Source organism: Streptomyces sp. NPDC093568 (genome assembly GCF_044764945.1).
Lineage (GTDB): Bacteria > Actinomycetota > Actinomycetes > Streptomycetales > Streptomycetaceae > Streptomyces.
This window is the reverse complement of sequence record NZ_JBIWJD010000002.1, coordinates 73,668-84,798: the sequence shown is the minus strand read 5'-3', so window position 1 is coordinate 84,798 and position 11,131 is coordinate 73,668. Positions and strand designations below refer to the sequence as shown.

At 72.1% G+C, this 11,131-nt stretch carries 10 protein-coding genes; 3 read left to right on the top strand and 7 right to left on the bottom strand.

Translation table 11 applies throughout. The features are described from left to right. Window positions 1-10: 10 nt before the first annotated feature. The 5 genes from ACIRD7_RS09890 to ACIRD7_RS09870 all read right to left on the bottom strand — a co-directional run bounded on the left by ACIRD7_RS09890 (window position 11) and on the right by ACIRD7_RS09870 (window position 5,580). The gene (locus ACIRD7_RS09890) at window positions 11-1,021 is read right to left on the bottom strand and encodes an LLM class F420-dependent oxidoreductase (RefSeq protein ID WP_403451908.1); all 1,011 of its coding nucleotides are present in this window, start codon (window positions 1,019-1,021) and stop codon (window positions 11-13) included. 99 nt (window positions 1,022-1,120) lie between these two features. After that, window positions 1,121-1,933 carry a hypothetical protein gene (locus ACIRD7_RS09885; protein WP_403451906.1) on the bottom strand — a complete coding sequence of 271 codons (813 nt, stop codon included), beginning with the start codon at window positions 1,931-1,933 and terminating at the stop codon, window positions 1,121-1,123. 164 nt (window positions 1,934-2,097) lie between these two features. Beyond that, window positions 2,098-3,027: an N-acetylmuramoyl-L-alanine amidase gene (locus ACIRD7_RS09880; protein ID WP_403451905.1), complete on the bottom strand. Its 930-nt coding sequence runs from the start codon at window positions 3,025-3,027 to the stop codon at window positions 2,098-2,100. Between the two features lie 64 nt (window positions 3,028-3,091). Further along, a complete protein-coding gene (locus ACIRD7_RS09875; RefSeq protein WP_403451903.1) occupies window positions 3,092-3,742 on the bottom strand; it encodes a class I SAM-dependent methyltransferase in 651 nt (216 codons plus the stop codon). A 95-nt stretch (window positions 3,743-3,837) separates the two neighbouring features. Beyond that, window positions 3,838-5,580 (bottom strand): MFS transporter, encoded by a 1,743-nt coding sequence (locus ACIRD7_RS09870; protein WP_403451902.1) that lies wholly within the window; start codon window positions 5,578-5,580, stop codon window positions 3,838-3,840. A gap of 186 nt (window positions 5,581-5,766) precedes the next feature. Here ACIRD7_RS09870 and ACIRD7_RS09865 point away from each other — a divergent pair, with 186 nt between their 5' ends. The 3 genes from ACIRD7_RS09865 to ACIRD7_RS09855 are packed head-to-tail and all read left to right on the top strand — an operon-like array spanning window position 5,767 to window position 8,706. Further along, a complete protein-coding gene (locus tag ACIRD7_RS09865) occupies window positions 5,767-7,206 on the top strand; it encodes an MFS transporter (RefSeq protein ID WP_403451900.1) in 1,440 nt (479 codons plus the stop codon). Between the two features lie 52 nt (window positions 7,207-7,258). Next, window positions 7,259-7,801, top strand: a complete 543-nt coding sequence (locus ACIRD7_RS09860; RefSeq protein ID WP_403451898.1) for a SigE family RNA polymerase sigma factor — start codon at window positions 7,259-7,261, stop codon at window positions 7,799-7,801. Continuing rightward, window positions 7,798-8,706 carry a hypothetical protein gene (locus tag ACIRD7_RS09855; protein ID WP_403451897.1) on the top strand — a complete coding sequence of 303 codons (909 nt, stop codon included), beginning with the start codon at window positions 7,798-7,800 and terminating at the stop codon, window positions 8,704-8,706. Before ACIRD7_RS09860 ends, ACIRD7_RS09855 begins: the two co-directional genes overlap by 4 nt. Before the next feature lie 37 nt (window positions 8,707-8,743). Here the strand turns inward: ACIRD7_RS09855 and ACIRD7_RS09850 are convergent, their stop codons facing one another. Then, entirely contained in the window at window positions 8,744-9,376 is a 633-nt protein-coding gene (locus ACIRD7_RS09850; protein ID WP_403453049.1) for a response regulator, read from the bottom strand. A gap of 412 nt (window positions 9,377-9,788) precedes the next feature. Further along, window positions 9,789-10,997: a sensor histidine kinase gene (locus tag ACIRD7_RS09845; protein ID WP_403451895.1), complete on the bottom strand. Its 1,209-nt coding sequence runs from the start codon at window positions 10,995-10,997 to the stop codon at window positions 9,789-9,791. Window positions 10,998-11,131: the final 134 nt, after the last annotated feature.

The following is an 11,131-nucleotide window of genomic DNA, read 5'->3' as shown; positions in this document are numbered from 1 at the left end:
CGCCCCGCGGCTACGCGTTGAGCTCCGCCAGCACCCGCATCGACTTGCGGTCCGGCGCCAGCGCCAGCAGATCCGTCACCGGCCCCTTCCGCCACGACTCCAGCCGCTCGGCGATCCGCTCCCGCGGCCCGACGAGCGAGATCTCGTCGGCGAAGGCGTCGGGCACGGCGCGGATCGCCTCCTCCCGGTGGCCGCCGAGGAACAGCTCCTGAATCCGCCGCGCCTCCTCCTCGTACCCCATGCGCGCCATGAGATCGGCGTGGAAGTTGCGGGCGGCGTGCCCCATGCCGCCGATGTAGAAGCCGAGCATGGCCTTCACGGGGAGGAGACCTTCGGAGACGTCGTCGCAGACCTGGACGCGGGCCATGGGCGCGACGAGGAAACCGTCGGGAAGCTCGGACACCGCCTCCCCGTACACCTCGGGCCGGCTGGGCGACCAGTACAACGGCAGCCAGCCGTCGGCGATCCGGATCGTCTGGGCGACGTTCCTGGGCCCCTCGGCGCCGAGGAGGACGGGCAGGTCGGGGCGGAGGGGATGGGTGATCGGCTTGAGGGCCTTGCCGATCCCCGTGGCGTCGGGCCCGCGGTAGGGATGGGAGTGAAACCGCCCGTCGAGCTCGACGGGAGCCTCGCGCCTCAGAACCTGCCGCACGACATCCACGTACTCCCTGGTCGCCGTGAGCGGCGACTTCGGGAACGGCCGCCCGTACCACCCCTCCACCACCTGCGGTCCGGACAGCCCGAGCCCCAGCATCATCCGCCCACGGGAGAGGTGGTCGAGGGTGAGGGCGTGCATAGCGGTGGTGGTGGGGGAGCGGGCCGCCATCTGGGCAACCGCCGTACCGAGCCTGATCGTCGAGGTCCGCGCGGCGATCCAGGTCAGCGCGGTGAAGGCGTCCGAGCCCCAGGACTCGGCGGTCCACACGGAGTCGTACCCGAGCCGCTCGGCCTCCTGGGCGAGCGGGACGTGGTCCGGGGAGGGGCCGCGCCCCCAGTAGCCGAGTGCGAGCCCGAGCCGCATACGCCTGCCCCTTTCTGACGGTACGTCAGCCGAAGGGCGACTGTACGACAACGGCCCCCCACCGGGAAGGGTGAGGGGCCGTGGTGCTGCCTGCGGCCGTCAGCCGCGCTGGATCCCCGAGGTGTCCTGGAGCACACCACGACGACCGTCCTGCGTCTGCGCGACCAGGGCGGCACCGCGCTGCTCGACGGCCAGGTACCAGGTGCCGGGCGCCAGTTCGGCGATCGGGCTCGGCGAGCCGTCCTCCGCGAACAGCGGACGCGGCACGGGCACGGCGAACCAGAACGGCGAGAAGTCCGCGGCGGGCGCCGGCGCGGGAGCCTGCGGCTGCCCCCCACCGAACGGCTGCCCGGCCTGCGGCTGCCCACCGTACGGCTGCTGCGGCTGAGCCCCCGGGTAGCCGTAACCACCGGGAGGCTGAGCACCGTAGGGCTGCGGGGCCGCCGGGCGGGGGGCCGGGAGGAGGGCGGCCTGGAGGGCGGGGACGAGGGGGGTGGCGATGGCGCCGGCGGCCATGGCCAGGGTCGCGATCAGAGCGAGGATCAGGCCGATGCCGGCGTCGGGGCCGTCGCTGGAACCACCGACGTTGTTCGCGCCGCCCGCCGGGTCGAGGACGTTACCGAGCGCGCTCCAGGCGGCGAAGACGGCGAAGGCCACGCCGAACGGGCCGAGGTCCAGCCCGGCGACCTTGGGCGCCTGCGGCAGTCCCCGGGCGACCACGATGAGCGCGGCGCCGATGAGACCCGCGAGGACGACCCCCATGAGGAGCGGCCCGCTCTCCCAGGAGTTGGGGAGTTCAGCGCTGTCAGGGGCCCCATCGATCGAGTAGATGTCGAGGAACGACGCGATGAACAGCAATACCGCTGCTCCGATCACCACGCCGTCGCCTCGAGTGAGGGAGCGGATATTCACTTCAGGTCCTTCGTCAGTCGTCTCGTCGTCGGCATCGCTGGAGGCGTCGCTGTCACCATGTCGCCGTCAGGCCCCGGTGTGAAGCGCGGGGGTGGCCCCTCATCGTATGGACGACCTTATCGTCCGCTCGACGAGGCTGTCCGCCGGGATGAGCCCGTCGGCCATTACCCCCGCAGGAAACTCACGATTCCCTCAGAGATCCCTTGCGCGGCCTTCTGTCGCCAGGCGTCGCTGGTGAGCTGTGCCGCGTCCTTGGTATCGCGCATGTTGCCGCACTCGATGAACACCTTGGGAACCGTTGACAGATTGAGACCGCCAAGGTCCTTACGCGTGACGAGACCGGTGCCGTCGCCGAGGTAGTTGGAGGGTGCGCTGCCCGTGACGCGCAGGAAGGAGCCCGCGACGCGCTCGCCGAGGTCGCGGGAAGGGGCGACGATGGGGCCGGTGTTCGCGGCGCCCGCGTCGACCTCGCCGGGGAGGATGACGTGGAAGCCGCGTTGGCCGTCGCCCGCGCCGTCGGCGTGGACGGAGACGACGGCGTCGGCGTGCGCCTTGTTGCCGATCTCGGCGCGCTCGTCGACGCAGGGCCCCCAGGGCCGGTCGCCGTCCTGCGTGAACTTGACCGTGGCGCCCTGCTTTTCGAGCAGTGTGCGCATGCGGTGGGCGACGTCGAGCGTGAACTCGGCCTCGGTGTAGCCGTCGTTGGTGGAGGTCCCGGTCGTGTCGCACTCCTTCCAGTTCGTCCCGATGTTCACCTTGCGGTTGATCTCGGACGTGTGCTGGAAGTTGTTCGGGTTGTGGCCCGGGTCGATGACGACGACCTTGCCCTTCAGGGAGCCGTCCGCGGTGGGGGTGGGACCCGGCGGCTTGTCGTCGTTCGTGGAGGAGGTCGTCGGCTCCGTGCTCGACGGCGCCGAGGAGGGCGCCACGGCGGCGGTGCCGGAGCCTCTCCCGTCACCCGGCCCGCCCATCGCCTCGTACACCACCCACCCGAGCAGCGCCCCCGGCACGAGCGCGGCGGCCGCGACGGTCAGGGCGCGCGGGCGGCGACGGCGGGGCTGGGAGGGATCGAAGTCCGGACCTACGTACGACACGCCTGACACCATACGGGCCGACCGCGGCCGGCGCGGGAAGGCCACGGCCGGGTCGCGCCGGAGTTCAGACCCCCGGCCCCGTCCGCTTCAGCACCCGCAGCGAGTCCGTCACCGACACCTCCGTGAAGGCGCCGGACTCCAGCGCGCGGAGGTAGACGCGGTACGGGGCCTGACCTGTGAACTCGTCCACAGGGTCGGGGAAGACGTCGTGGATGACGAGGAGGCCGCCCTCCGCGACCTGCGGGGCCCAGCCCTCGTAGTCGGCGGTGGCGTGCTCGTCGGTGTGGCCGCCGTCGATGAAGACCAGTCCGAGAGGGGTGCCCCAGACCTTCGCCACCTGGGGTGAGCGGCCCACCAGGGCGATCACGTGGTCCTCCAGGCCCGCCCGGCGCAGGGTGCGGCGGAACGTCGGCAGGGTGTCCATGAGGCCGATCTCGGGGTCGACCGTCTCCGGGTCGTGGTACTCCCAGCCCGGCTGCTGCTCCTCGCTGCCGCGGTGGTGGTCGACCGTGAGGGCCGTCACTCCGGCTTCGCGGGCGGCGTCGGCGAGCAGGATCGTGGAGCGGCCGCAGTAGGTGCCGACCTCCAGCAGGGGCAGGCCGAGCCGGCCGGCCTCGACGGCCGCCGCGTACAGGGCCAGGCCCTCACCCGTGGGCATGAACCCCTTCGCCGCCTCGAACGCGGCCAGGATCTCGGGCTTGGGGGCCGGGGCCATGTCGGTCCCTTTCGGTCGTACGAGCGTATGGGCGCCCATGGTGCACCACACCCCCCGTCACGTGGGCGACGGGGGGTGTGCGGACGGCATGGGCGTCAGGCGGTGACCGTCTCGCCCGGCAGCGCCAGGTCCAGGTCGATCGCGCTGTCGTCGCCGGTGTGCGTCGCCGACGAGGCGAGCGGGGCGTGGCCGTCGGCGCGGGCGGCCAGGACGTAGGCGCCCTGGGCGGGGACGGCGAGGGTGTAGCTGCCGTCGTCCGCGGAGAGGGTGGCGCCGGCCTGGCGGCCCCGGCGGTCGATCAGGGTGACCTTGGCGCGGGCGACCGGGGTGCCCTGGGCGTCCAGGACCCGGCCGCGGAAGCCGCGCAGGGCCTCTTCGGCGCGGGCCAGGTTGGCGTCCTCCTCGCTGCTGGCGCGCAGCTGCGGGTGGGCGGCGGGGCGCTGCTTGGGGAGGAAGAGGGCGAGGAGGAGGCCGACGGCGACCGCGGCGGTCGCGATCAGGAAGGAGACGCGGAAGCCGTGCATGGTCGGGATCGCCACGCCGCCGACGTTGTTCGCGGTGTTGGCCAGGACCATGCCGATGACGGCGCTGGAGACGGACGTACCGATGGACCGCATCAGCGTGTTGAGGCCGTTCGCCGCGCCCGTCTCCGAGGCCGGGACGGCGCCGATGATCAGGGCGGGCAGGGACGAGTAGGCGAGGCCGATGCCCGCGCCGAGGACCACCGCGATGACGAGGCTCTGCCAGGGGGCGGTCATCAGGCCGAGGCCGGCGCCGTAGCCGATCGCGATGATCAGCATGCCGAGGATCAGGGTCGTCTTGGGGCCGTACTTCGCCGAGAGGCGGGCGTAGACGGGCGCGGTGAACATCATCGTCAGGCCGAGCGGGGCGACGAGCAGGCCCGCGACGACCATCGACTGGCCGAGGCCGTAGCCGGTCTCCTTCGGGAGCTGGAGCAGCTGGGGCAGGACGAGGGAGACGACGTAGAAGCTGACGCCGACCATGATCGACGCGAGGTTGGTGAACAGGACCGCCGGGCGGGCCGTGGTGCGCAGGTCGACCAGGGGGGCCTTGGAGCGCAGTTCATAGGCGCCCCAGAGGAGCAGGACGATCGCCGAGGCGGCGAACATGCCGAGCGTGGTGGCCGACGTCCACCCCCAGTCGCTGCCCTTGGTGATCGGCAGGAGGAAGAGGACGAGGCCCGCGGACAGGCCGAGCGCGCCGAGCAGGTCGAAGGTGCCTTCCGCGCGGACCTCGGACTCCGGTACGACGAGGAGGGTGAGGGCGATGGAGGCGGCGCCGAGTCCGGCGGCGCCGTAGAAGAGGGCGTGCCAGTTCGCGTGCTGGGCGACCAGGGCCGCGGCGGGCAGCGCGAGGCCGCCGCCGACGCCGATCGAGGAACTCATCAGGGCCATCGCCGAGCCGAGCTTCTCGCGGGGCAGCATGTCGCGCATCAGACCGATGCCGAGGGGTATCGCGCCCATGGCGAAGCCCTGGAGCGTACGGCCGACGATCATCGGGAGCAGCGTGCTGGTGAGCGCGCTGACGAGCGCGCCGACGACCATCACCGCGAGGCTGAGGATCAGCATGCGCCGCTTGCCGTACAGGTCACCGAGGCGGCCCATGATCGGGGTGGCCACGGCGCCGGAGAGCAGGGTGGAGGTGAGGACCCAGGTCGCGTTGCTGGGAGAGGTGCTCAGCAGTTGCGGCAGGTCCTTGATGACCGGGACGAGCAGGGTCTGCATTACCGCGACAACGATGCCCGCGAAGGCGAGGACCGGGACGACGGCGCCGGAGGTCGCTCTGCCGGTGGGCTGGTCGTTCGTCGTTTGTGTCATGTGTATCCCGAACTCCGTGTGCCTGGGCAACTATTCCGATGCTTTGGCTCACTAACGAATTCTTGACCTTCTCTTGGCCTAGTGGGGGCCCGGCACCGGATCCCTGGACAGAGGTGGACCTAGGTCGTGCGCGGCACCGGGCCTAGGCCGAAATCCCGATGCCAGGAGTGTGCGGACGTTGAGAGCATGACATCCATGCTCGAAGCCGCCGACGTCACCCGCGCCCCTCGCCGTACCGCGCCCCCCACCTGGCTCGTGGTGGCGCTCGCGTGTGCCGGGCAGTTCCTGGTCGTGCTCGACGTCTCCGTCGTGAACGTCGCCCTCCCCTCCATGCGCGCCGGTCTGGGACTGGACGCGCAGGGCCTTCAGTGGGTGGTGAACGCGTATGCCATCGCCTTCGCGGGATTCATGCTGCTGGGCGGGCGGGCCGGTGACCTGTACGGCCGTAAGCGGATGTTCCTCCTCGGGCTCGGCCTGTTCACCGTGGCCTCACTGGCCGGCGGGCTGGCCCAGCAGGACTGGCAGCTGCTGGCCGCGCGGGCCGTGCAGGGACTGGGCGCGGCGGTGCTGGCGCCCTCGACGCTGACGATTCTGACGGCGGCGGTGCCGGAGGGGGCGGCGCGGGCGCGGGCCATCGGGACCTGGACGGCCGTCGGCGCCGGGGGCGGCGCGGCGGGCGGGCTCGTCGGCGGGCTGCTGGTGGACGCGCTGTCGTGGCGCTGGGTGCTGCTGATCAACGTGCCGGTGGGGGCCGTGGTGCTGGCGGGCGCGGTGCTGTGGCTCACGGAGAGCCGGGCGGGGGACCGGCGGCGGCTGGATCTGCCGGGGGCGGTCCTGGTGACCGCCGGGCTCGCGACCCTGGCGTACGGCATCTCGCAGACCGAGGCCGCGGGCTGGACGGCGCGGGCCACGGTGGTGCCCCTGCTCGCCGGCCTCGCCCTGATCGGCGCCTTCCTCGCCGTGGAGGCGCGGACGGCGGCGCCGCTGATGCCGCTCGGGCTGCTGAGGGTGCGGGCGGTGGCGTCGGCGAACGCGGCGATGTTCCTGTGCGGGGCGGCCATGTTCTGCATGTGGTTCTTCATGACGCTGTACGCACAGAACGTCCTCCGTTACACCCCGCTGGAGGCCGGCCTGGCGCTGGTGCCCAGCTCGCTGTCGGTGATCATCGGCTCCAAGCTGGCGCCCCGGCTCATGCGGCGGGCCGGTGAGCGCGTGGTGGCGGCCGGCGGGACGCTCGTGGCGGCGGTCGGCTTCGGCTGGCAGTCGACGCTGAGCGTGTCGGGCGGGTACGTGACCTCGATCATGGTCCCGGGTGTGCTGATGATGCTGGGCGCCGGCCTGGCGGCGACACCGCTCGCGGCACTGGCCACGTCGGGGGCGCGGCCGGGCGAGGCGGGTCTGGTCTCCGGCCTGGTCAACACCTCCCGCACGATGGGCGGCTCCCTCGGCCTCGCGGTCATGTCGACGATCGCGGCGGCCCGGTCCGAGGGCGCGGGGACGCCGGGAGCGCTGACCGAGGGGTACGCGCTGGTGTTCCGTACGTCGACGGTGGTGCTGCTGGCGGGAGCGGTGCTGATGATGCTCTGGCTGCCGAGGAAGACTTCCGAGGCTTCTTCCGCGAGCTGAGGCAACGATCCGGGTGGTCCATGGACTCCTTTGAACATCTGGGGAGGTGCCCATGGGGGATCGCAAGGCGGCTCGGGACTCGGAGTTCCAGAGCTTTGTCATCGGCCGCTGGCCACGCCTGCTGCGGACGGCATTTCTCCTCACGGGGGAGCAGCACGCGGCGGAGGATCTGGTCCAGTCGACGCTTGAACAGGTCTATGTGGCCTGGCGCAGGGTCGGCTCGGCCGACGACCCGGAGGCGTACGTACGGCGCGTGATGATCAACGCGCACGCACGCAAACACCGCAGAAAACTCAGGGAGTTCCTCGCACCGAGGGACGACTCGGGCCTGGTGCGCGAGGTGGCGGACACCGGCGACCGCATGGCCCAGGCCGAGGACCGCGACGCCCTGCTGGCGGCGCTCGCCCAACTGCCGCCCCGGCAGCGGGAGGCGGTGGTCCTGCGGTACTGGGAGGACCTGACCGAGACACAGACGGCGGAGGCGATGGGCTGCTCCGTCGGCGCGGTGAAGAGCAACGCGGCCAAGGGGATCGCGAAACTCCGCGCCATACCGGGACTGGCCGAGACGGTGACGCAGGGAGGGCGCAGTCGATGAGCGCGGACCGGGAGACGAGCGACCACGGCGGGACGGGTAAAGGCGGCGGCATGAGCGGCCACGGCACGAGTGACCACGGCATGAGCGATCAGGGTGTGAGGAACGACGACATGACCACCTCGGACATCTCCCTCCTGCTGGCCGACGCCGCGGACGAGGTCGAGATCGGTATAGCCCCCTACGCCGCGGTGCTCCGGGGCGGCCGCCGCCGCAAGGCCCGCCGCTGGGCCGTGGCGTCGGCGACGGCCTTGGTGCTGGTGGGCTCGGCGGGGACGCTGGCGGTAGCGGGGATGCCGGGCGGGGACGGCGGCCGGGGCTCGTCGGTGGCGACCGGCCTGCCGCCCACCGAGCCGGCGCCGGATGTGCGCACACCCTCGCGGACCCTGCTGGGGGTGGGCACGGACCGCGGTAACGAGTGGCGGGTCTACGTCGACGTCTGGGACGCGCCGCGCGACCTGCGCGAGGCGGAGGCCGAGCGGGCCGCGATGTCCGAGTTCGGGCAGATCCCGTCGCAGGTGCGCGAGCCGTCCGAACTCGTCGGCAGAAGCACGTACTTCGTCACCAGCGAGTACGGCGACGCGGGAAGCGAGCGGGTGCTGGTCGAGGACGCCTTCACCGACGAGGACAGCTTGTCCGGCAAGGACGTCGAGGCCGGGGCGTTCCCTCTCAGCACTGGTCTCGTCGGGCCGGAGCGCCTGGTCGTCGGTCGGGTCGACGTGACCGCCGAGCGCGTCACCTGCACCTGGAAGGACGGTTCGACGACCCAGGTTCCCGTCGTGTCCGCGGTCCCCGATTACAACAGCGACGACTTCGTGATCCGCCCGGCGGACGGGTCACCGGTGAACTGGTTCGTGTGCGTGGCGCCGCAGGGCACGGCCTACAAGTCGGTGGCGGTGACGAAGTAGGCGGGCCGGGGTTCATCCGGCGCGTCCCGGCGCCGGGTCACAGCCACCCCTGCTGCCGTGCCTCCCGCAGCGCTTCCATCCGGTTGCGGGTGCCGGTCTTGCCGATGGCGGAGGAGAGGTAGTTGCGGACCGTGGACTCGGAGAGGTGGAGCCTCGTGGCGATGTCGGAGACCGTCGCGCCCTCCGCCGACGCGTTGAGGACGTCGCGTTCGCGGGCGGTGAGGGGGTTGGGTCCGGCACTCAGGGCCGCCGCGGCGAGGGCCGGGTCGATCACCGTCTCGCCGGTCAGCACGCGGCGGACGGCGACGGCCAGTTCCTCCACGGGGCCGTCCTTGACCAGGAAGCCCGCGGCGCCCGCCTCCATGGCCCGGCGCAGATAGCCGGGGCGGCCGAAGGTCGTCAGGATCAGCACCCGGCAGTCGGGGACCTGGTCGCGCAGTTCGGCGGCGGCGTCCAGGCCGCTGAGGCCGGGGAGTTCGATGTCGAGGAGGGCGACGTCGGGGCGGTGCGTGAGAGCCGCGTCCACGATCGTGTCCCCGGTCGACACCTGAGCCACGACCTCGATGTCCGGTTCCATCCCGAGCAGTAAAGCGAGTGCTCCGCGCATCATGCCCTGGTCCTCGGCGAGCAGCACGCGGATGGACTTGGCGGGCCGACGATCCCGCGGCATCTCGTTCACGGGGCAAGCGTAGGTCTTGTGGGGCGTGGTGGAGCCGGGTGTGGAGGGGGGTGGTGAAGGGTGCGGGGTGGTGGTTGCGGGGTGCCCAAGGGTGAGGGGTGCGCGGAGTGGTGGTGGCGCCCAAGGAGGCAGGTCCCGCGAAGTCGTGGCGGCCGCGGGGGCGTCGGGGCCGGTCGCGCAGTTCCCCGCGCCCCTTAGGTTGGCTTTCGTGCCGTCTGTCGAGTCGCGAGGTCTCTCGCGTAAGGGCGGTGTCCGTGCCGTCTGTCGAATCGCCCAGTCTCCCGCCGCTGAGGGCGGCTTCCGTCCTGTCCGTCGAGTCGCGAAGTCTCCCACCGCTGAGGGCGGCTTCCGTCCCGTCCGTCGAGTCGCGAAGTCTCCCGCCATTGAGGTCGGCTCCCTGGCCCTACCCCACCGGCAGCCGCACCGCCTCCGATGTCAGTTCCCTCGACTCCGTCGGCAGTTCCGCTGTCACCACGAAGCCATTGCGCGGGCCCGGCCCCGCTGTCAGCGTGCCGCCGGCCGTGGTCAGGCGTTCCGAGAGGCCGGTCAGGCCGGTGCCGCCGATGGATGCCGAGTACTCGGGATGGGCGGAGACGTGCGTGTCCCCGTCGTCCGTCACCGTCAGCCGCACCCGCTCCTCGCCGCCCGACAGGACGATCTCGCAGCGCCGCGCCCCGCTGTGCCGTACCGCGTTCGTGACCGCCTCGCGCACCACCCAGCCCAGCAGGGCCTCGGTCTGGGGTACGAGCGGGGGGCCGGAGCGGCTGACGACGGGCTCGATGCCGGCGGCGCGCAGGGCCGAGACCGCCCGGTCCAGCTCAGTGCTGAGGCTGCCCCGGCGGTATCCCGTGACCGCCTCGCGGATCTCCGTGAGTGCCTGCCGGCCGACCGCCTCGATGTCGTTCAGCTGGGCCTGCGCCGCCGCCAGGTCCCCGGCCGCCAGCCGTCGCGCCGCCTCCGACTTCACCACGATCACCGACAGCGTGTGGCCGAGCAGATCGTGCAGATCGCGCGAGAAGCGCAGGCGCTCCTCCTCGACGGCGCGCCGGGCCAGTTCCTCGCGGGCCGCGCGCAACTGCCGTACCGCCTCCGACAGGGACAGGATCGCCGCCGTCACCATCGTGGAGATCCAGGTGGCGTACGCGATGTCCAGGCCGCCCCAGCCGTCGTGGGCCACGGACACGGCCCCGGCGAGCACCCCCACCGCCAGGCCGACCGAGCGCAGCCGCGGCATCCGCACGGCCGCGCCCGTGGCCAGCCCGAGCAGTGGGAAGAACAGCAGCCAGTTGCCGCCGTACACCCCGGCCAGGGCGCATGTGACCAGGGCCATCAGCACCAGGGCCACCCGGGTGGAGGCCTCCTCCCGCTTCTCCTTCACGAAGGAGCGGAACGACACGTAGATGTACAGCGAGTTGAAGGTCAGCAGCCCGAGCCCGCCGATCCACGGATCGGGGGTCTCGCCCTGGAAGAGGTTGGAGAAGGCGCCCATCCCCATCAGCAGCCAGGGCAGCAGGCTGTAGCCGTTGGGGCTGCGTTCCCCGCCGCGTTCTCCGCCCAGTGCCCCGCTGTGTTCCCCGCACGAGTTCTCGCGCGTCCTGCGCAACCAGGCCATGGCCCTGCCCCCTCAGGTACGAACCGATGGCATCGACGGTACGGACCCGAACCGCCGGGCGGCAGTGGCGCCCGTACGCGATACGCCGGGACAAATGTCACGGGCGGCCGGGCCGGTCACCCACCTGACCTGAC

Excerpts from the sequence above, each read along its gene's own strand:
- ACIRD7_RS09865 (WP_403451900.1), top strand. The coding sequence starts at position 5,767 with ATGACATCCATGCTCGAAGCCGCCGACGTCACCCGCGCCCCTCGCCGT.
- ACIRD7_RS09875 (WP_403451903.1), bottom strand. The coding sequence starts at position 3,742 with ATGGCCCCGGCCCCCAAGCCCGAGATCCTGGCCGCGTTCGAGGCGGCG.
- ACIRD7_RS09860 (WP_403451898.1), top strand. The coding sequence starts at position 7,259 with ATGGGGGATCGCAAGGCGGCTCGGGACTCGGAGTTCCAGAGCTTTGTC.
- ACIRD7_RS09855 (WP_403451897.1), top strand. The coding sequence starts at position 7,798 with ATGAGCGCGGACCGGGAGACGAGCGACCACGGCGGGACGGGTAAAGGC.
- ACIRD7_RS09890 (WP_403451908.1), bottom strand. The coding sequence starts at position 1,021 with ATGCGGCTCGGGCTCGCACTCGGCTACTGGGGGCGCGGCCCCTCCCCG.
- ACIRD7_RS09870 (WP_403451902.1), bottom strand. The coding sequence starts at position 5,580 with ATGACACAAACGACGAACGACCAGCCCACCGGCAGAGCGACCTCCGGC.
- ACIRD7_RS09845 (WP_403451895.1), bottom strand. The coding sequence starts at position 10,997 with ATGGCCTGGTTGCGCAGGACGCGCGAGAACTCGTGCGGGGAACACAGC.
- ACIRD7_RS09850 (WP_403453049.1), bottom strand. The coding sequence starts at position 9,376 with ATGCCGCGGGATCGTCGGCCCGCCAAGTCCATCCGCGTGCTGCTCGCC.